Origin of the sequence: Aquimarina sp. AD1, from assembly GCF_003443695.1 — a bacterium.
Taxonomy (GTDB): Bacteria; Bacteroidota; Bacteroidia; order Flavobacteriales; family Flavobacteriaceae; genus Aquimarina; species Aquimarina latercula.
In genome coordinates this window covers 4,681,840-4,701,972 of record NZ_CP031966.1, presented here as the reverse complement: position 1 = coordinate 4,701,972, position 20,133 = coordinate 4,681,840, and the positions used below count along the sequence as shown (strand labels likewise).

Annotated in this window: 18 protein-coding genes and 1 tRNA gene; 12 read left to right on the top strand and 7 right to left on the bottom strand. The window is 32.9% G+C overall.

Translation table 11 applies throughout. From position 1 onward, the window contains the following. Positions 1-41 precede the first annotated feature (41 nt). The 7 genes from hemW (at position 42) to D1815_RS20085 (ending at position 5,560) form a co-directional block, all read left to right on the top strand. Positions 42-1,178 carry a radical SAM family heme chaperone HemW gene (gene hemW / locus D1815_RS20115; protein WP_027392998.1) on the top strand — a complete coding sequence of 379 codons (1,137 nt, stop codon included), beginning with the start codon at positions 42-44 and terminating at the stop codon, positions 1,176-1,178. Positions 1,179-1,218: 40 nt separating this feature from the next. Next, positions 1,219-1,971: a cyclase family protein gene (locus tag D1815_RS20110; protein WP_027392997.1), complete on the top strand. Its 753-nt coding sequence runs from the start codon at positions 1,219-1,221 to the stop codon at positions 1,969-1,971. Next, positions 1,968-2,324: a DUF4260 domain-containing protein gene (locus tag D1815_RS20105; protein WP_027392996.1), complete on the top strand. Its 357-nt coding sequence runs from the start codon at positions 1,968-1,970 to the stop codon at positions 2,322-2,324. Before D1815_RS20110 ends, D1815_RS20105 begins: the two co-directional genes overlap by 4 nt. Before the next feature lies 1 nt (position 2,325). Beyond that, positions 2,326-2,940, top strand: coding sequence for a DUF4230 domain-containing protein (locus D1815_RS20100; RefSeq protein ID WP_118389030.1), 615 nt, complete (start codon positions 2,326-2,328; stop codon positions 2,938-2,940). A 5-nt stretch (positions 2,941-2,945) separates the two neighbouring features. After that, positions 2,946-3,365: a GNAT family N-acetyltransferase gene (locus D1815_RS20095; RefSeq protein WP_027392994.1), complete on the top strand. Its 420-nt coding sequence runs from the start codon at positions 2,946-2,948 to the stop codon at positions 3,363-3,365. Then, the gene (locus D1815_RS20090) at positions 3,362-3,718 is read left to right on the top strand and encodes an MmcQ/YjbR family DNA-binding protein (RefSeq protein ID WP_027392993.1); all 357 of its coding nucleotides are present in this window, start codon (positions 3,362-3,364) and stop codon (positions 3,716-3,718) included. The genes D1815_RS20095 and D1815_RS20090 overlap by 4 nt, the downstream gene beginning before the upstream one ends. A gap of 72 nt (positions 3,719-3,790) precedes the next feature. After that, entirely contained in the window at positions 3,791-5,560 is a 1,770-nt protein-coding gene (locus D1815_RS20085) for a DNA mismatch repair protein MutS (RefSeq protein WP_118389029.1), read from the top strand. On the opposite strand, the gene D1815_RS20080 is transcribed toward D1815_RS20085, so the two are convergent. Beyond that, positions 5,537-6,397, bottom strand: a complete 861-nt coding sequence (locus D1815_RS20080) for an AraC family transcriptional regulator (protein WP_118389028.1) — start codon at positions 6,395-6,397, stop codon at positions 5,537-5,539. The two genes, D1815_RS20085 and D1815_RS20080, sit on opposite strands and share 24 nt — an antisense overlap. Before the next feature lie 138 nt (positions 6,398-6,535). Between D1815_RS20080 and D1815_RS20075 the strand changes: the two genes are divergently transcribed. The 4 genes from D1815_RS20075 (at position 6,536) to D1815_RS20060 (ending at position 11,396) form a co-directional block, all read left to right on the top strand. Further along, positions 6,536-7,456, top strand: a complete 921-nt coding sequence (locus D1815_RS20075) for a dihydrodipicolinate synthase family protein (RefSeq protein ID WP_118389027.1) — start codon at positions 6,536-6,538, stop codon at positions 7,454-7,456. Between the two features lie 83 nt (positions 7,457-7,539). Continuing rightward, positions 7,540-9,123, top strand: a complete 1,584-nt coding sequence (locus D1815_RS20070) for an aldehyde dehydrogenase (NADP(+)) (RefSeq protein ID WP_027392989.1) — start codon at positions 7,540-7,542, stop codon at positions 9,121-9,123. A 2-nt stretch (positions 9,124-9,125) separates the two neighbouring features. Then, complete coding sequence (locus D1815_RS20065) at positions 9,126-10,136, top strand: 4-hydroxyproline epimerase (RefSeq protein WP_118389026.1); 1,011 nt, start codon at positions 9,126-9,128, stop codon at positions 10,134-10,136. Positions 10,137-10,151: 15 nt separating this feature from the next. Further along, positions 10,152-11,396 (top strand): FAD-binding oxidoreductase, encoded by a 1,245-nt coding sequence (locus tag D1815_RS20060; protein ID WP_118389025.1) that lies wholly within the window; start codon positions 10,152-10,154, stop codon positions 11,394-11,396. A 61-nt stretch (positions 11,397-11,457) separates the two neighbouring features. On the opposite strand, the gene D1815_RS20055 is transcribed toward D1815_RS20060, so the two are convergent. The 4 genes from D1815_RS20055 to D1815_RS20040 form a co-directional block, all read right to left on the bottom strand. Further along, positions 11,458-12,558 (bottom strand): DUF4407 domain-containing protein, encoded by a 1,101-nt coding sequence (locus D1815_RS20055; protein WP_118389024.1) that lies wholly within the window; start codon positions 12,556-12,558, stop codon positions 11,458-11,460. A 128-nt stretch (positions 12,559-12,686) separates the two neighbouring features. Continuing rightward, positions 12,687-15,032, bottom strand: a complete 2,346-nt coding sequence (locus tag D1815_RS20050) for a M56 family metallopeptidase (protein WP_118389023.1) — start codon at positions 15,030-15,032, stop codon at positions 12,687-12,689. Continuing rightward, entirely contained in the window at positions 15,029-15,400 is a 372-nt protein-coding gene (locus D1815_RS20045) for a BlaI/MecI/CopY family transcriptional regulator (protein ID WP_027392984.1), read from the bottom strand. The genes D1815_RS20050 and D1815_RS20045 overlap by 4 nt, the downstream gene beginning before the upstream one ends. 133 nt (positions 15,401-15,533) lie before the next feature. Continuing rightward, a complete protein-coding gene (locus D1815_RS20040) occupies positions 15,534-16,922 on the bottom strand; it encodes a dipeptidase (protein WP_027392983.1) in 1,389 nt (462 codons plus the stop codon). Between the two features lie 122 nt (positions 16,923-17,044). Here D1815_RS20040 and D1815_RS20035 point away from each other — a divergent pair. After that, positions 17,045-17,126 (top strand) — tRNA-Leu (locus D1815_RS20035). Positions 17,127-17,201: 75 nt separating this feature from the next. On the opposite strand, the gene D1815_RS20030 is transcribed toward D1815_RS20035, so the two are convergent. Together D1815_RS20030 and D1815_RS20025 are read right to left on the bottom strand one after the other, a co-directional pair. Continuing rightward, entirely contained in the window at positions 17,202-19,154 is a 1,953-nt protein-coding gene (locus D1815_RS20030; protein ID WP_027392950.1) for an OmpA family protein, read from the bottom strand. Positions 19,155-19,167: 13 nt separating this feature from the next. Further along, on the bottom strand, positions 19,168-20,085 hold the full coding sequence (locus D1815_RS20025; RefSeq protein ID WP_027392949.1) for a type IX secretion system membrane protein PorP/SprF: 918 nt from the start codon (positions 20,083-20,085) through the stop codon (positions 19,168-19,170). Positions 20,086-20,133 lie beyond the last annotated feature (48 nt).

The following is a 20,133-nucleotide window of genomic DNA, read 5'->3' as shown; positions in this document are numbered from 1 at the left end:
CGATTTAACTCACTCAATTATAACTCTAAAAACTTAAAGTCATCAGCGGTATTTACATACATATTCCATTTTGCAAACAAGCATGTCACTATTGTGATTTCCATTTCTCTACCTCTGGTAAAAAGAGAGATCAAATGGTTTTTGCGTTATGTAATGAAATTAAATTACGAAGATCAGAAATTGATGATCACGAAGTTATAGAAACAATATATTTTGGAGGTGGAACTCCAAGTATATTATCTGTTTCAGCATTAAAATTTATTATTGATACAATTTACGAGAATTACCTTGTTTCTGATGATGTAGAAATTACCATAGAAGCAAATCCTGATGACCTTACCGAAACATACATAAAATCATTAGCTTCTACAGAGGTCAATCGTCTTAGTATTGGTATTCAATCATTTTTTGATGAAGATTTAAAACTTATGAACCGAGCTCATAATGACAATGAAGCTAAGACTTGTTTATCGATAGCAAGTAAATATTTCGATAATATCTCAATTGATCTGATTTATGGTATTCCAGGAATGTCTTCAGAGCGATGGCAAGAAAACTTAAAAATAGCCTTAGATACTAATATTCCTCACATATCAAGCTATGCATTAACTGTAGAACCAAATACAGCACTATCTTCATTTATCGAAAAAGGAGTCATTGCTCCGGTAAAAGATGAACTAGCACAACAACATTTCGATATTTTAGTAGATACCATGGAAAAAGAAGGTTTTGAATATTATGAATTTTCTAATTTTGGAAAACCTGGATATTTTAGTAAAAACAATACTGCATATTGGCAAGGCAAACATTATCTAGGAATTGGTCCTTCTGCACATTCATATAATGGCAAAGAACGTAGCTGGAATATTAAAAACAATATAAAATATATCAAATCGCTACAGGAAAACAAACTCCCAAAAGAAATTGAAGAACTTACCACTACTGACAAATACAATGAATACGTAATGACAGGATTAAGAACTATTTGGGGAGTTTCGCTAAAAAAAGTTGAAGACGATTTTGGACTTACATATAAAGAATATCTACTAAAACAGGCTCAAAAACATCTAGATGAACATCTCTTGTTTCTTGATGAGGATATATTAATTGTTACTAAAAAAGGAAAGTTTTTAAGTGATGGGATTGCAAGTGATCTTTTCTTGTTAAATTTAGGGTAACTAGTTTCTTAAATATAAAAACTAGCATAAGTACAACCTCATGATTACTACTATACAAGATAAAAAACGCTTTTACAAAATAGATCTATCTAAACCTCTAGATATTTCAATTACATTAAGAGGAACCTCTGATAATGTAAACGCCTGGTATATAACCGCTCCAAAAATTGAGCCCGTTACTGATGGAGATTGGATTGGTAAAGTTTCTGAAGGTGCTTCTACAAATTTTAATAATATCCATTTTAACCCACACGGACACGGAACGCACACCGAATGTGTTGGCCATATAACAACAGAGTTTTATAGTATCAATGACACCTTAAAACAATTCTTTTTTACCGCAGAACTTATTAGTATAAATCCAGAAAAAAAAGGTGAAGATTCTGTGATTACGAAAAGTCTGCTGCAAGAATTAATTCATTATAATACGGAAGCTCTAGTTATCAGAACGCTTCCTAATTCGGATGAAAAAATTAGCAAACAACATTCTCATACTAATTGGCCCTATTTATCAGAAGATGCAGCAATATATATCCGAGAACTAGGAATAAAACACCTTTTAATCGATGTACCGTCTGTGGATAAAGAAAAAGATGATGGCAAATTATTAGCTCATAAAGCTTTTTGGAACTATCCAAAAGGAACAATATTTGATGCTACCATTACCGAAATGGTATTTGTGAAAAATGTTATTAAAGATGGAGATTATATGTTAAACCTTCAGATTGCCTCTTTTGAAAACGATGCTTCTCCTAGTAAACCAATTTTGTATAAAATATTAGAATCCTCATGAAATCGACTTTACAGTTAGAAGAGCTAGCTATGCTTGGGCTAGGAATTTATCTATTTAGCCTATTATCCTTTTCTTGGTGGTTATTCTTGGCTTTATTTTTGATTCCAGATATTGGAATGCTAGGATATGCGATTAATAATAAAATAGGCGCCTTTTCATATAATCTATTTCATCACAAGGGCCTCGCTATTTTGATTTACCTCGTTGGAATATACTATTCAAACGAATTTGTACAACTCTGTGGAATTATTTTATTTTCGCATGCTTGTTTCGACAGAATTCTAGGATATGGTCTTAAATATGAAAAAGGTTTTAAATTTACACACCTTGGTGAGATAGGTAAAAAGAATTAGTATGGAATTATTATTTATTGGATTGTTAATAGGTTCTGTTTTGGCATATTTTATTTTTGCCAGATTTAATATCGTAAAAAAAAGAGCCGGCATACAAACACAATCTACTATCTTAATGGAAAAAATCAGAAGTGTTTGTAAGCTTGTTACTGTAGAAGGTGATTTTGCAGAAATCTATCACTACGAAAGTGTAAAAGAAAAATTCTTTAAAACCATTAGAGGAAAGAAAAAAGCTTTAATTCTAATTGATGCAAAAGCACATGTGGGTTTTGACCTTTCTAAAATAAAAATGGAGAGTGATACTAAAAACAAACAGATCATACTAACACAGTTCCCTAAACCAAAACTTCTTACGATAGAAACTGATTTTAAGTATTATGACAAAAAAGAAGGTTGGTTAAATCCTATGACATCTAATGACCTAACAGATATAAATCAAGAAGCTAAACAGTTTATTATTGATAAAATCCCAGAAAGTGGATTAATAGAATCTGCAGGAAAAGAACTACTTACCGTTATCTCACTTATGGAAACTGTTGCAGAATCTATAGGATGGACATTAGACTACTCTGCCTTAGAACTCAATAATGATGTTGATCAAAAACTCCTAAACTAAAAAAGATGGAGCTTATTATCTCTACAGAAAAATCAAAATTAGACATTGATTTTATTCATCAATTTCTTACCAATACTTATTGGGCAAAAGGAAGAACAAAACAAGAAGTAATAACTAGTATAGAACATTGTCTTAATTTTGGCGTTTATATAAACGACGAGCAAATTGGTTTTGCAAGAGTGCTCACTGATTATACCGTATTTGGATATCTAATGGATGTTTTTATAATCGAAAAACATAGAGGAAATGGGTATTCGAAAATACTAATCAAAACAATTATGGAATATCCTGACTTACAAAAAGTTCATCGCTGGATGCTAGCTACAGCAGATGCTCACGGATTATATAAGCAATTTGGGTTTGATTCATTACCCAATCCAGATCTGGTTATGGGTAAAATGATAGATAACAATATTACACGATGAATATAGAAGGGTTTAGAGATTATTGTTTGTCAAAGAAGGGAGTAACCGAAGAGTTTCCATTTGATAAAACTACTTTAGTTTTTAAGGTAATGGGAAAAATGTTTGCGCTAACTGGATTAGAAAGACATCCTTTTAGTGTAAATCTAAAATGTGATCCTGATAAAGCTATTGAACTAAGAGAATATCACTCAGAAATCGAACCGGGATACCATATGAGTAAAAAACATTGGAATACTGTTAACTTTTCTGGCAGTTTAGCTACTAATATGTTATGCGAATTAATAGATCACTCTTATGCGTTAGTAGTAAGTGGTTTAACAAAAAAAGTAAAGCAAGAATTAGAAAATCTTTAATATTAAAACTAAAATAGAGTACGATAAAAAACACTCATTTTTTTATCAATATCTCTATTTCTATAACATACAATGAATAATCCTCAACAATTCTATAACACACAAATAAACACTTATAGCCTATCTCTAAAAAAGGTAAAAAAACAACTAACTCTTTCTAGTACAATTAGACTTTTTGTCTTCTTAGGTATCATAGCCGGTATCTATTTTGGGTACCCAAATACGCAGATTATTGTTGGAAGTATCGTAATAGGAATTGCTCTTTTTATTGTAATGGTTAATCGCCATACCAATTTATCTTACACAAAAAATAAACTACAGAAGTTAATCGATCTTAACACATTAGAAATTGATGTTTTTGGTGGAGATTACAGTAAATTATCTAAAGGAAAAGAATTCATAGACCCTTCTCATAAATATAGCCATGATATTGATTTATTTGGAGATAGATCTTTCTTTCAATATACAAATAGAACAGCCACTGCAGCAGGAAAGAACAAATTAGCAAATTTATTAAGAAGTAATAACATAAATAACATCAATGACAAACAAGAAGCTATAAAAAACTTGGGGAATCTAGCAACTTGGCGACAGGAATTTAGTGCTATTGCCTCACTTGTTGATGTTTCTGCTTCAGTATCTACAATTCGACAGTGGTTACAAAACTATGTCCCATTTGTTCCTAAAATAATGAAGATTCTTCCTACTATTATTTCATCTATTTCTGTAGTGTTACTGGTATTATTATTCTTGGAAATTATTACTTTCCAAATGTTCTTAATTTGGTTTTTTATTGGTTTAGGAATAACAGGATCTCAACTAAAAAAAATCAATAGCTTATACAATGAAGCAAATAAAGTAAAAGATACTTTCGAACAATATTATAAACTAGTAGATAAAATTGAAAGTAGCAGTTTTGATTCAACCTTGCTTCAGGAAAGACAGCAGAACGTAATTAACGAAAAAGAAAAGGCATCACTCATACTAAAACAATTTGCAAGTATTCTTAATGCTTTAGACCAAAGAAACAATATGATGTTTGGTGTTTTTGCTAATGGTCTTCTTCTCTGGGATATTATGCAATGCTATCGTATAGAAAAATGGATTGCCACGCATCATCACAAAGTAGATCAATGGTTTGAGGTTATTGCCTTTTTTGACGCCTATAACTCATTAGGGAATTTTGCTTTTAACAATCCTAGTTATACATATCCAGAATTAATTAAAGAAGGTACCATCATTAACGCTAAAGAACTTGGACACCCAATGCTAAAAACAGCAAAACGGGTTGATAATGATATTATAATCAACAAAGAGGAATTTTTTATCATAACCGGAGCTAATATGGCAGGTAAGAGTACATTTCTTAGAACTGTAGCGTTACAAATTGTAATGTCTAATATTGGATTACCTGTTTGTGCTCAATCCTGTGTATATCGACCTATTAAGTTAATCACTAGTATGAGAACCTCGGATTCTCTAAGTGATGATGCTTCTTATTTCTTTTCTGAGTTAACACAACTTAAAAAAATTGTGGATGCACTACAAGACGATGAGTACTTTATTATTTTAGATGAAATTCTGAAAGGAACAAATAGTAAAGATAAAGCAGCTGGATCTCGAAAATTTGTAGAAAAACTAGTCAATGCTCAAGCTACCGGAATAATAGCAACACACGATTTAAGTCTATGCGAAATCGCGACAGAATTAGATAAGGTGAAAAACAGATTTTTTGATGCGCAAATCATAAATGATGAGTTATATTTTGATTATAAATTCAAAGATGGTGTTTGTCAAAATATGAATGCTTCTTTTTTACTAAACAAAATGGGAATCGTGTAATCTCTTTTTGTATGTAGACGGAGTAACTCCCTTTATTTCTTTAAACTTTCTATTAAAATTAGATAGATTCTTAAAACCACTATTATACGATGCTTCCGATATCGTAATTTCAGTTCCTTTGGATAAAAGTCTACAGACATTTTCAATTCGAACCTCTATCAAAAATTGAAAAAATGTTTTATTTGTGCGTTGTTTAAAATATCGGCAAAAAGCATTTGGTGTCATATTAGCAAGGCTTGCCACTTCTTTTAATGAAAAATCTCTGTTAAACTCATTCATTACAACTTGAAAAACAGTAGCCATTCTTTTTCCTTCATTATCTGTATATGCTCTTTTAGAAATAAATGAAGATATTGTTTCTACTTTAACCGTTTTTAAAAGTTTTAATATTTTCAGAAAAACCATAAAACGATCTAGTCTATCTTCTTTTCCTAAAATTTTGAGAAACTGTTTTTTTAGCTTTTGTTTTTGTGAAAGCACTTTAATCCCATATACAGAGCTTTTAAAAAAGTGATTTAAACCCTCAAACTCTGGTAAGTCAAAAAACCCTTTACCAAAGGATTCTTTCGTAAAAAAAAGAGAAATCATATAAGATTTCTGATCAGATTGCGCGCTTTGTAATACATGCGGAACATTACTCCCAAAAACCAAAATATCATTTGGTTTGTAATCAGTAATGGTATCACCAACAATTAAGTTACCTTCTCCAGAAATAATAATAGAAATTTGTATTTCTTCGTGCTGATGAAATTTATCATATAAGACAATTTCCTTATCTTCTTGAACAATTAAAGTATCCGTGGAAGATTTGGGTATTTTAAAGGGTAAGGCTTTCATTTATAGCAGTATCTACATCAATATTAATCATAATTAAGCAAATTATTACAATATGCGATAATATAGTATCATAATGAGATAATTTCGAAATATACACTTGATGAAATTGACAATATATTTGAACCAAAATTATAAGCAATGACTATAGATTGGAAAGGCGTTATGCCAGCAGTTACTACAAAGTTTACAGACGAAGACACTTTGGATTTATCAATGTTTACTACTAATATCGAAGCACAATTAAATGCTGGTGTTCATGGAATTATTTTGGGCGGAACATTGGGAGAAGCAAGTACATTAAACAATATGGAAAAAAGTACTCTCGTAAAAACTACCGTAGAAATTGTTAAAGACAAAGTCCCTGTTATTATCAATATTGCAGAACAAAGCACAAAAGGTGCTATTGAAGCTGCTCAAAAAGCAGAAGAAGATGGCGCTAATGGTCTTATGATGCTCCCTCCGATGCGATATAAAGCTGGAGATAGAGAAACAGTTGTTTATTTTAAAGAAGTAGCTAAAAACACTGATTTACCCATTATGATCTATAATAATCCTGTAGATTATAAAATTGAAGTTACGTTAGATATGTTCGAAGAACTTATCAAATTTGACAACATACAAGCAGTAAAAGAATCCACCAGAGATATTTCTAATGTTACACGTATAAAAAATAGATTTGGAGATCGATTAAAAATCCTAAGTGGTGTAGATACTCTGGCTCTAGAAAGCTTACTAATGGGCGCAGATGGATGGGTTGCTGGATTAGTTTGTGCATTTCCAAAGGAAACAGTAGCGATCTACGAACTACAAAAAGCAGGACGAATTAAAGAAGCAGTAGAAATTTATCGTTGGTTTTTACCATTGCTAGAGTTAGATATAAATCCTAAATTAGTACAAAACATTAAGCTAGCAGAGGTTGCTACCGGAATTGGAACAGAAAACGTAAGAGCTCCAAGACTTCCATTAATTGAAGAAGAACGTCAAAATGTTTTACAGGTCATTGAAAATGGATTAAAAACAAGACCAGTACTACCAAATTACAAATCTTTGGTTTCTTAACAGAACACAAACAATTCTAGGAGAATAAAATCCTCCTATTATAGATTAAATTATTATAACACTAACTCACTAATTTGTCATTAATGATAAGCGGTAAAAACTACATTGGTAATCAACTTTCTGCAGAAAGTACCAAAACATATAAAACTTTTAACCCTAAACTAAATCTAGAAAATGAAACTATTTTTCATGAAGCTTCTTCAGAGGAAATAGAAAAATCAATATCTCTAGCTGCAGATGCGTTTGAATCATTTAAAAAAGTGTCTGGTCTAAAAAAATCGGAGTTTCTTAATACTATCGCAGACGAAATCTTGAAACTAGACCAAACACTTATTAACACATATATGTCCGAAACTGGACTGCCAGAAGGAAGAGCAAAAGGAGAACGCGGCAGAACAATCGGTCAGTTAAGAATGTTTGCGGAGTTAGTTGCTAATGGTTCTTGGGTAGAAGCTACAATTGATACAGCAAATCTAGAACGCAAACCGATCCCCAAACAAGATATTCGTAAAATGTTAGTTCCTCTGGGGCCAGTAGTTGTTTTTGGAGCTAGTAATTTTCCTTTAGCTTATTCTACAGCTGGTGGAGATACTGCTGCTGCATTAGCAGCTGGATGTCCGGTCATTGTAAAATCGCACCCTATGCATGCGGGAACTGGAGAACTAGTAGCTTCGGCTATTATAAACGCCGCTAAAAAAACAGGTATGCCTAATGGAGTATTCTCTAATCTTAATAGCTCTGGAATCGAGGTTGGTACTAAACTGGTTAAGCATCCAAAAGTAAAAGCTGTAGGATTTACTGGAAGTATAAAAGGAGGAAGAGCTCTTTTTGACTTAGCATCACAACGGTCAGAACCAATACCTGTATTTGCAGAAATGGGAAGTGTAAACCCTGTTATTCTTTTACCAAAAGCAACAACTTCTAAAGGAGCAGACCTTGCGAAAACCTATGCACAATCAATTACACTAGGAACTGGACAGTTTTGTACAAACCCAGGTTTACTCCTAGGAATAAAAGGTGAATCACTTGATAATTTTATAAATACTTTATCTGATGAAATTATAAAAATTGAACCATCTTGTATGCTACATCCAAATATCATTGGTAACTATGAAAAAAACAAAACTAATGCGATACAACAAAAAGGCCTAATTATAACTGCTAATTACGAAAGTGACGTAGCCGTTAATCACGCAAAACAAACTATAACTACCGTAGAAGGAAAAACATTTTTAGAAAACACTACATTACATCAAGAAGTATTTGGTCCATTTTCTATGGTTGTACAATGTGAGGATATAAAAGAATTAGAAACTGTAATTACTAATCTAGAAGGGCAACTTACAGGAACTATCCTTGGTGAGGATGATGAAATTGAAATGTATTCTCCCATAATAAACGCATTACAAAATCGTGTGGGAAGAATAATTTTTAATGGCGTGCCTACAGGTGTAGAAGTGTGTCCTTCTATGCTCCATGGTGGTCCATATCCAGCTTCCACGGATAGTAGATTTACAGCAGTTGGTATTCATTCTATTAAACGTTGGGTACGACCATTTAGTTATCAAAGCTGGCCAAATAACTTACTGCCAAATGAACTTAAAAACGAGAACCCTTTACATATTTCTCGATTAGTAGATGGAAAACAAACTCATGATCAGATTTAATCATGTCTAAAACTGTTTATAAATGTATAGATGCTCATACCTGCGGAAATCCAGTTAGGGTAGTTACTACAGGACATCCAAATCTTAAAGGAAATTCAATGAGCGAAAAACGCCAACATTTCCTAAAAGAATATGATTGGATAAGAACAGGGTTAATGTTTGAACCCCGTGGGCACGATATGATGAGCGGTAGTTTTTTATTTAAACCCAGCGATTCTTCAAATGATTTTGCAATATTATTTATTGAAACATCTGGTTGTTTACCTATGTGCGGTCATGGAACCATTGGTACTATTACCATTGCTATCGAAGAAGGGTTAATACAACCCAGAACCCCAGGAAAAATACGAATGGAAGCCCCTGCAGGTTTAGTTGAGATTACCTATAAGCAGTCTGGAAAAAAAGTAGAATGGGTTCGCCTGAAAAATGTAAAATCCTATCTTGCTAATCAGGATTTAACTATAGATTGTCCAGAACTTGGAGAAATTATTTTTGATGTGGCTTACGGAGGTAATTACTATGCAATTGTAGACCCTCAGAAAAACTTTAGTGGAATACATAATTTTACAGCTTCTAAGTTGATTCAATATTCACAGGTTTTGCGTGGTCGAATTAATAAAAAATACCCAAACTATTTTGTTCATCCAGAGAACGAAACCATTAGAAATGTAAGTCATATTCTTTGGACGGGAGATCCTTTAGACCCTAACTCTTCAGGGAGAAATGCTGTTTTTTATGGTGACAAGGCCATAGATCGCTCTCCTTGTGGCACAGGAACCTCAGCAAGAATGGCCCAATTATATGCAAAAGGAAAACTAAAAAAGGGAGATGATTTTATACACGAAAGTTATATCGGTTCTAAATTTATTGGAAGAATAGAAGAAGAAACTGAGCTTGCTAATCAAAAAGCTATTATTCCTAGTATACAAGGATGGGCAAAAATTTATGGATACAACACCATCATTATCGATGATCAAGATGACCCATATGCTCACGGTTTTCAAGTAATTTAAATTTATGATTCAAAAATGAAGGAAGTAATTGTTATAGGAGGAGGAATAATCGGTCTTTGTTCTGCATATTATCTGCATAAGGAAGGTCATAAAGTAACAGTGATAGATCAGTCATCTATGGATTTTGGAGCTTCTTATGTAAATGCTGGATATCTAACTCCTAGCCATATCATACCTTTGGCAGCTCCTGGAGTAATGAAGAAAGGAATTAAGTGGATGTTTAATCCAGCCAGCCCTTTATACATAAAACCTCGACTTAATAAAGAATTTTTAAAATGGTCTTGGGCTTTTAATAAATCTTGTTCTTCAAAAAATGTAGCTCGCAGCATTTCTGCCATTAAAGATATAAATCTACTAAGCAGAGATCTTTATTCTGAAATAAGAGAACAAGAACAGTTTAAATTCCATTTAGAACGAAAAGGGTTATTAATGCTTTGTCAGACAGATTCTATGCTAGAAGAAGAGATCCGTGTAGGAGAACTTGCGCAAAAAGAAGGATTACCCGTTAAAAACCTCTCATTTTCCGAATTAAAGCAAATTGAACCTAATGTACAATTCAAGGCTAAAGGTGCTATTTTGTATGAATGTGATGGACATACAACACCTTATCTATTTATGGAAGAAATAAAAGAATACCTTTTAAAACAAGGTGTGATCTTTTCGAAAAATGAAAAAATTTCTGACCTAATAATAGAAAATGGAAAAATTACTGCCATTAAAAGCACAACTACAGCATATTCTGCTGATGAATTTGTATTAGCAGCCGGTTCTTGGTCGAAAATACTAAGTAAAAAACTTGGAATTAAATTATTGTTAGAAGCTGGTAAAGGATATCGGATCAATTCTAATAGAAATTTAGGTATTACTATGCCGACAATCTTAGCAGAGGCTAAAGTTGCTATTACTCCAATGAAAGGATTTACTCGATTCGCAGGAACTATGGAAATTGCTGGAATTAATCATAATATTAACAAAGTAAGGGTTGAGGCTATTGCCAAAGCTGCTCATACATACTATCCTGATATTGTTCTTACTGATAACGAAAAGAACGACGCTGCCAGTGGTTTACGACCTGTATCTCCAGATGGCATGGCTTATATTGGCAAATCCAACAAATGTAGAAATCTAACCATTGCCACCGGACATGCAATGATGGGTTGGAGTATGGGCCCAGCAACAGGAAAACTAGTTTCTGAAATTATTTCGGATAAAAAACCATCGTTAAATCTAAACGTATTTCATCCAGATCGACGGTTTTAAAAATCAAGTATTCGACCTGAAAGGTATAACCTACCCCCTCAGGTCTTTGATTTATACTATTTTATAATATATCAGTTTGCTTTTTATAGAAGGCATCTTGTTGTTTCTGCATCAACTCTCTTGCAATTTTCTTTTTATATTGATACAATTCGTCCTCTTCGGCAATATCGCCATAGACTCTATCATTAACTGTATGATCCGTTGCTAATAAAATTTTACGCTGATCTGCTTTTTGCGCTGTCCAGGTTTTTACTTCGCCTTCTACATCTTCAATTTTAAAATCATATTCGCCTCTAGGAGAAAGTAACTTTGCAAAAATTGGAGAAGTTTCAATAGCTAAAAACAATAAAAATATAAAAAATGAAGGTAGCCAAGGCAATTCATTAAGTGCATTTACTCGAGCCATTAATCCATCAAAATTATCAATTATTGGTTGAGAGTCTTGTACTTGCTTTTCATACTCCAATGCTAACTCCGTTTTTTGCAATTCTAAATTTGCAATTTTATCTGTATTCGTTTTCTTAAGTGTTACCAATTCCGCTAATTGCGCATCGTGTTTTTCTCTTTTTTCTTTGTAAACAGGGCCTTTGCCAACTAGCTCTGTTCCTTTTCGACCTTCTGCTTCTGCAATATAAGTTTCGTACAAGCTATTTACCTTTGTTTCCTTGTCACTAATATCTTGTTTCAGTTCTGCAATTTCAGTATCTAAACCTTCTAATATCGGAGTGTACTGTGTCGCTATTTGTTCCTGATTTGCTAAGGTTAAATCATTCTTTTGCTCTAACAGAACTTGATCAATTTCCTTTTCAAAAATCTTTAATTCTAAAGGTTTTGAAATCACTACCGCAATAATCACCGCTAAAATAATTCTAGGAGATGCCTGTAGAAATTCATCTAGAAAACTATCTTTTTTCTTAATAGTAGATACTATAAATCGATCAAGATTAAAAATTAATAACCCCCATACCAATCCAAAGAAAACAGCAGTGAAATAATTATCAAATACTGTATATAATGCATAACTGGCCGCTAAAAATGCCATCAGCGCTGTAAAAAATACCGTTGCACCAATACCTGCGTATTTGTTTTGTTCTCCATTAGAGCTATCCGCCAATATATTAGCATCTGCACCGGAGCACATAATAAAAAATCTTTTTAACATAATCTAAGGGTGTATTTTGATTGACAATAGACTTATAACGCTGATTTCTAACCAAATGTTGCACAAAAACCTCACCAAGGTGAGGTTTTAATTAATTTATTATGATTTCTAATAACTAAAGTTTATGATCAATCTTTAAGTTTAACTTTTGATTTACCATTTTTTGTAGATGCATCAATTGAAATCTTGTTATTAGAACCCTCTACTAATTTAAGAGCTTCTTTAGCAGAAATTTGTTTCCCGTTATAATAGAAATCAGCATCATTTTTCGCCATTCTTTCTATAAGTTTATCAGGCGTATTGTTCTCTGCCATCCTCGCTGCTCTCTGCTCTGCTCTCATAGCGTTCATTTCTGCCCTGCGCATTTTTTTTTCTGCTTCCATTTCTGCTTTGCGAGCATTCATTTCTGCTTTACGAATTACTTTTCGCGCTTCCAGTTCTGCTTTTTGAGCATTTTTTCGTGCTTTCATTTCTTCCATCCGTATTTCCTTCTCAGCTTTTCGAGCTTGTACTTCAGCCTTTCGCATTGATTTTTCTGATCGCTCTCTTGATTCTTCTGCAGCTTCTCTAGCCATAGCTCTTGCTTTCTCAGCAGCTTCTCTACTTATCATAGCATTCTCGCGAGCATTTTCTGCTGCTTGTCTAGCTTCTTCTTGACTAAGCATTGCTATTTCTTGTCCCATTCTAGACTCCTCTGCTCTTACCATTGCTTCTTCTCTTCTAATTTCCGCTTTTTCTCTTGCAAGTTCCGCTCGCTCTCTAGCCAATTCTCTTTGTACTTCTGCCTTTAAAACCGATTTTTCCTCTTTTGTCCAATCTTCTTCTTCTGATAACAAAATTTCTGCGTAACCATCTTCCGTCTTTATTTTTTCCGATTTTTTGGATTTGTTATTGTCATATTCTTTCCCCTTAGGAGCAGGAGGAGGTGGTGGAGGTATATCACTCTTCTCCCCTTTCTTTACTTCTGGAGCTGGCGGAGGTGGTGGTGGCGGAATATTGCTTTTTTCTCCCTTCATTACTTTTGGTGATTCTGGAACTGGAGGTGGCGGTGGAATATCTGGAAACTGTTCCACTCCTTTTCGCTGCTCAGCAGTCATTTTCCTATAAACATCTATCATACGATAAATCTCACTCTGCTTGATGTTAATCGGTTTGTTACCTTTGATTTTAGCATTTATATTTTTTGCCCACACATCATATTCTTTTACCATCTCCTTAGTAACTCCGTCCTGAACGTCTTTCTTTTCCCAATTTTTAGAAATGGTCATAGTTCTTTTTTCAGAAGTATCTGTAGTCGTTGATGGCTCGAAAGATTGAGGTTCCTCAACAAAATTTTCATTTTTAAACTTAATATCATCCATACCAAGGTCTTTAAGCTCATTTAATAATGGAAGTATAAATAAATCCTTATTAGCTTCTTGATGAAAAGTTATACTAGCATTCGTAGTTTTTTTTGTAGCATTAAGCTTTACATATTCTTTTGCTAAGTTTCTTACTTCATCAATGTTAATTTTCTTTTCTTCATGATAAAGATTGTTACTGGCATCAATTGTTAATTCAAAATCATCTTCAATTAACCGCTCTGGCACTTCTTTGATAATTTCCTTGGCTACAATATCATTATTAAATGATAGTAGACCAATTGCCAGCAACGGTAACACGGCTAGCATCTTTAAGATTGTCTTCTTACGGGAAAAATTTTTAGTCATCATCTGTAATCGTTTTTTTGTTAATGAATAATTAATAGGACTCGATAATCCAGCTTGATTAGAGCTGTTTTTGTAATTAAGAAGTAAGTCAACATAACTCTGTATCGAAAATTGTTGTTTCAATACATTCTGATCGGCTAAGAATTCATGATTTAATCTAATTGATTTTTTAATGAAAATAAATACCGGATTAAACCAAAAAATTACTTGTAATAATTCTACAAACAGTATATCTAAGGTATGCTTCTGAAGCACATGCGTTTTCTCGTGAACAAGGATTTCTTTAGGAATAGCCTTTTCCTGAAATTCCTTTTTGGGAACAAAAATAAAGTCTAGAAAAGTATGAGGAACAATCGAGTTGCCCACTAAAACGTTTACATGTGATGTCTCTTTTAAACGTTCATTTCTTCTTACTTTTTTTCCAATATCGATAAGATTTTTAATGAATCTAATCCCGAAAATCAATACCCCAATTCCGTATAAACTCCATACTATAATTGATATATAATTGATCGGTTCTTTTACTTCATTTACCTCAGATACATTCATCATCATCGGAACTGCCGTGTCCAAAATTATTTCTGGTTGTGGAACAACTTCTACTTCGTAGGTAAGGGTAACAAACGGAACACTAAAAGCAAACACCAAACTAAAAAGAAGATAAAACCTCTTTACAAAATGAATATTTTCTTTTTCTAAAAACAACTTATAGAATCCCCATAAGAGTATTAAACAAAGTGATGATTTAATTATATATGCTATCATTTTTGTTTCTTTAAAAGTTCTTTATCTACAATCTTTTTAAGTTCTTCTAGTTCTGAGGTTGATAAATTCGTCTCAGAAGTAAAAAAAGATGCAAACTGGGATGCAGAATCGTTAAAAAAATTCTTTATCAAACCGTTTACATGCTTCGAAAAATAATCTGTCTTTTTTACCAGTGGATAATACTCTCTAGATTTTCCGTATAAAGTATAATCTATAAATCCTTTGTCGGTCATTCTTTTTAATAAAGTAGCGACTGTGGTAGTTGCCGGTTTTGGTTCTGGGAAAGCATCTAGTAAATCTTTCATGAAAGCTTTTTCTAGTTTCCAGAGGTACTTCATTAATTGTTCTTCGGCTTTAGATAACTGCATTACTCTACATTATTAGAATTAACTCTACAAATGTAGAATAAAAATTTGTATTTCCAAATATTTTTTTATTTAGAACAAAAAAACCACTCTAAATGAGTGGTTTAATTAAAAGATAAGCTTAAAAAATTCTTTGTTATTTATATAATTCTGTAAAATATTTATAAAACAACGGGATGGTCTCTATACCCTTTAGATAATTCCAAACACCAAAGTGTTCATTAGGGGAATGGATTGCATCACTATCTAATCCAAATCCCATAAGAATTGTCTTACTCTTTAATTCTTTTTCGAATAAAGAAACGATTGGAATACTTCCTCCACTTCTTTGCGGAATAGGAGTTTTACCAAATGTATCTTGGTATGCTTTGCTCGCTGCTTGATATCCAATGCTATCTATTGGAGTTACATATCCTTGTCCTCCGTGATGCGGAGTAACTTTTACAGTTACTGCCTCTGGCGCAATACTTTCGAAATGATTCTTAAAGAGTTCTGTTATTTCTTTCCAATCTTGATTAGGCACTAAACGCATCGAGATCTTAGCGTATGCTTTACTTGCGATAACCGTTTTAGCTCCTTCTCCTGTATATCCGCCCCAAATTCCGTTCACATCTAATGTTGGACGAATTGAATTACGTTCGTTAGTTGTATATCCTTCTTCTCCGTATACAGCATTGATATCTAATGATTTTTTATAAGTATCCAAAGAAAATGGAGCTTTTGCCATTTCTGCACGCTCTTCTGTAGAAAGGTTTTCTACCTTATCATAGAATCCCGGAATTGTTATATGATTATCCTCATCGTGTAATGAAGCTATCATTTTAGTCAAAATGTTAATTGGATTTGCTACCGCTCCTCCATATAATCCGCTATGCAAATCTCTGTTGGGTCCTGTAACCTCTACCTCTACATAACTTAACCCTCTTAATCCTGTTGTAATCGAAGGAACATCTTTTGCAATCATCCCAGTGTCACTAATAAGAATTACATTGTTCGATAATTTTTCTTGATTTCTTTCTACAAACCAACCAAGGCTATTACTTCCAACTTCTTCTTCTCCTTCGATCATAAACTTAACATTACAAGGAAGTTGATCTGTCTTAGTCATTAATTCCATTGCCTTAACATGCATATACATTTGCCCTTTATCGTCACAAGAACCTCTTGCAAAGATTGCGCCTTCTGGATGTAATTCGGTTTTTTTAATTACTGGTTCAAAAGGTGGACTATCCCAAAGGTCAATTGGATCAGGTGGTTGTACATCATAGTGACCATATACTAAAACAGTAGGAAGATCAGGGTTTATTATCTTTTCGCCATAAACTATAGGATATCCAGGAGTTTCACATATCTCTACAAGATCACAACCTGCATTTTCTAGACTCTTCTTAATTTCATCAGCAGTCTTAATAACATCATTCTTATATGCAGAATCTGCACTAATAGATGGTATTTTTAGTAATTCAAGAAGCTCGTTGATGAAACGCTCTTTATGTTCCTGAACGTAAGATTTAATATTTTGCATTGGATTGAATTAATTTTGTCTAAAAGTACTAAAAAAATTTACTGAGACTTTTTATTTTAAAAGTATTGTTTATATTTGCACTCGCTTTTATAAATAGTCCTAAGTTTTATAAAGGTTTTAATGCGGGCGTGGTGGAATTGGTAGACACGCTAGACTTAGGATCTAGTGCCGCGAGGTGTGAGAGTTCGAGTCTCTCCGCCCGCACTGCAAAAGAGCCGAATCATATGATTCGGCTCTTTTTATTTTATTTGTTTTTCACCATTGTAATATTAGATCAAATCACATTTTAGTGATAATAAATTCTGACCTTCTATTAAGTTGATGATCTGCTTCTGAACAAGGATTTTCATTACCACAATTATTAATCAATTGTGTTTCTCCATAACCTATCGCACTTTCGATTCTACTAGATTCAATTCCTTGTGAAATAATATATTCTCTTGTTGATTTAGCTCTTCGATCTGATAAGGCAAGATTATAATCATCAGGAGACCTAGAATCTGTATGTGATTCAATTTTGATAACCATATTAGGGTACTGGGTCATTAACAAAACAATTTTATTAAGTTCTATGGCTGCATCATTTCTTATAAAAGATTTATCTAAATCAAAATAGATTATTCCTATCTTAATTTTGAGTAAACCATTTTCTTCTACAATTAGTTCACTTACAGTATCAAGACCCAACGGCACTTCTGTTTTACCAGTCTGTCTAGCTGTTTTAAATTCTTTATCATTTGGGCTATACCCTTGTTTTTGGGCAATGACCTTATATTTTTCATCACAATCAATTGGTGTAACGAAATTATAATCTCCATTTACGTCTGTGATAGTTTCTTGTATTTGTTCTCCACCGTTAGAAAACAATACTACCTTAACATTCGTAATTCGCTCACCGGTTTTATTGTTGGAAACATATCCATAGACGTTTTGAGCACATTTTTCTACAGGAATCCTTTCAAATGAATAAATATCATCATCTCCTTTTCCTTGTTTTCTATTAGAACAAACAAATCCAGTATTCTTATCTTCTCTTATTATGAATCCAAAATCATCTAATTTACTATTAAGTGGAGATCCCAAATTTACAGGAGTTTCAAAATAATTATTGACCACATAATTAGATTCAAAAACATCTAATCCTCCAAGTCCTAAATGTCCATCTGAAGCAAAATACAACCTCTCTTCCGTTATATAAGGGAACATTTCTCTACCATATGTATTAATCTGATTCCCTAGATTTCTAGGTTTAGAATATTCATCATTATCCAATATGTCAACTACGAATACATCGGTAGCTCCAATCGAACCAGGCATATCTGACACGAAATATAATTGTTTTCCATCTGGGCTAACTGCTGGATGTCCTACTGAGTAATCTTCTCCATTAAACGGTAATTCTTTTATATCAGTCCATATTTGATTTCCTTTTCTATCTTCTTCTAAAACAGCACTGTAGAGCTTAAGATGATTAATCCCCTCTTCATCTCTTCCTAAATCTCCATTGAAGTTGTTACGAGTAAAATAAACCTTGTTATTATCTACAGAAAAAGAAACAGTTGCTTCATGATATTTTGTATTTATCGTTTCAGAGAAATTCTCTGATTTTATAACATCATTTTCTAATGTATTCATTTTACCTAAGTACAAATTAAGAAAAGGCTGCTCATTCCATCTATATTTTCTTTCGTGATAATATGACGAATCTATTGCAGAAGCATACACTAAACTATCTCTGTAATACATTGGCCCAAAATCTGAATACTCCGTATTTATCGAAAGGTTTCTAAGAACGAACTGTGGCTCTATATCTAGAATATCTTCTATAGTAACTTCTTCTTGTGCATATTTGGTAGCACGAGGATCATTGGTTTTCGTTTTTTTAGCAAATTTTTTCATCCACTTCTTTGCTAATTTATATTCGCCTAAACCTTCTAATGAATGCGCATATCTGAAAATATATTCTGGATTAACTTCATTAGGATACTCTGATATCAATTTATCATACCATTTAAAAGCATTCTCCATATCAGTATTAAAGTAATAAGCATCTCCTGCTTTTTGTAATACTTCGATCGAATTATCTCCTTCATCAATAACTGCTTCATATTCCTTAGCGGCCTGTATATACCACATTTTAGAAAATAAATCATCTGCTCGTTTATATTTTTTCTGAGCCGAAATTGTAATTGAAAAAATCAATAAAATATGTATAGTAATAATTCTTTTCATTATTGAGTACTTTTTAGAAGAATCTAGGTGACTTTAATCTCTTTTCTGCTGATATCAATTCAAAACGTATCATAATTTCGTGACTACCTGTTGTAAACTGTTGTAACTCGGTAGTAGTGTAATCATAAGCATATCCTATTAACAATCCTGGGGAAACTTGAAATCCCGCGAGACCACTGAATGAATCATCCCAACGATAAGATGCTCCCAATCTAAATTTATCGTAAAACATAAAATTAGCTGATAAATCGACTATTAAAGGAGCTCCCACAACATGTTTTAACAGAAACGCAGGTTTAAATTTGGTATTTGCATTGATATCGAATACCAATCCTCCTATTAAGAAAAAATGTAATCGTTCTGAGGCTAGTGATTGTTCAATATCATCATAATGTTGATCTGTAAAGAAGTTTGGAATAGATATTCCTAAATAACTTTTTTCACCATGCAGATATAATCCGGCTCCAACAGTGGGCAAAAACCTATTGTCGATGTTTTGTTGAAACAATACATCTGGGTTTTGAGATTGACCTCTTGTCCAATCTAGACTAAAGAGCCTTCCTCCACCTTTAACTCCAAAAGATAATTTATGAGTTTGAGAAGCTTGAATTGTATAGGAAAAATTTAAATCAACATAAAACTCATCAGAAGGACCTATTTGGTCGTTTACAATCGACAATCCTAGACCTACCTTTTTTCCTATAGGAGAATCGACTGTTAAGGTTTGTGTTCTTGGCGCCCCATCAATTCCTACCCATTGAGAACGATGAATTCCTGTAACACTAAGATTTCCTCGAGATCCTGCGTAAGCGGAGTTTACACTCATCGTATTATACATATACTGTGTAAATTGCGGATCTTGCTGAGCATACATTCCAAAGGATATAAATACTATTAGAATCCCTATATTTTTTCTGATATCAATATTCATTGTCTTTATCAAATTTTTCGAAAGTAGATTTTCTATTTTACTGTTCTT

Excerpts from the sequence above, each read along its gene's own strand:
- D1815_RS20030 (WP_027392950.1), bottom strand. The coding sequence starts at position 19,154 with ATGAAAAGAATTATTACTATACATATTTTATTGATTTTTTCAATTACA.
- D1815_RS20105 (WP_027392996.1), top strand. The coding sequence starts at position 1,968 with ATGAAATCGACTTTACAGTTAGAAGAGCTAGCTATGCTTGGGCTAGGA.
- D1815_RS20050 (WP_118389023.1), bottom strand. The coding sequence starts at position 15,032 with ATGATAGCATATATAATTAAATCATCACTTTGTTTAATACTCTTATGG.
- D1815_RS20060 (WP_118389025.1), top strand. The coding sequence starts at position 10,152 with ATGAAGGAAGTAATTGTTATAGGAGGAGGAATAATCGGTCTTTGTTCT.
- D1815_RS20070 (WP_027392989.1), top strand. The coding sequence starts at position 7,540 with ATGATAAGCGGTAAAAACTACATTGGTAATCAACTTTCTGCAGAAAGT.
- D1815_RS20090 (WP_027392993.1), top strand. The coding sequence starts at position 3,362 with ATGAATATAGAAGGGTTTAGAGATTATTGTTTGTCAAAGAAGGGAGTA.
- D1815_RS20065 (WP_118389026.1), top strand. The coding sequence starts at position 9,126 with ATGTCTAAAACTGTTTATAAATGTATAGATGCTCATACCTGCGGAAAT.
- D1815_RS20085 (WP_118389029.1), top strand. The coding sequence starts at position 3,791 with ATGAATAATCCTCAACAATTCTATAACACACAAATAAACACTTATAGC.
- D1815_RS20100 (WP_118389030.1), top strand. The coding sequence starts at position 2,326 with ATGGAATTATTATTTATTGGATTGTTAATAGGTTCTGTTTTGGCATAT.
- D1815_RS20080 (WP_118389028.1), bottom strand. The coding sequence starts at position 6,397 with ATGAAAGCCTTACCCTTTAAAATACCCAAATCTTCCACGGATACTTTA.
- D1815_RS20075 (WP_118389027.1), top strand. The coding sequence starts at position 6,536 with ATGACTATAGATTGGAAAGGCGTTATGCCAGCAGTTACTACAAAGTTT.
- D1815_RS20095 (WP_027392994.1), top strand. The coding sequence starts at position 2,946 with ATGGAGCTTATTATCTCTACAGAAAAATCAAAATTAGACATTGATTTT.
- D1815_RS20045 (WP_027392984.1), bottom strand. The coding sequence starts at position 15,400 with ATGCAGTTATCTAAAGCCGAAGAACAATTAATGAAGTACCTCTGGAAA.
- D1815_RS20055 (WP_118389024.1), bottom strand. The coding sequence starts at position 12,558 with ATGTTAAAAAGATTTTTTATTATGTGCTCCGGTGCAGATGCTAATATA.
- D1815_RS20110 (WP_027392997.1), top strand. The coding sequence starts at position 1,219 with ATGATTACTACTATACAAGATAAAAAACGCTTTTACAAAATAGATCTA.
- D1815_RS20040 (WP_027392983.1), bottom strand. The coding sequence starts at position 16,922 with ATGCAAAATATTAAATCTTACGTTCAGGAACATAAAGAGCGTTTCATC.
- D1815_RS20025 (WP_027392949.1), bottom strand. The coding sequence starts at position 20,085 with ATGAATATTGATATCAGAAAAAATATAGGGATTCTAATAGTATTTATA.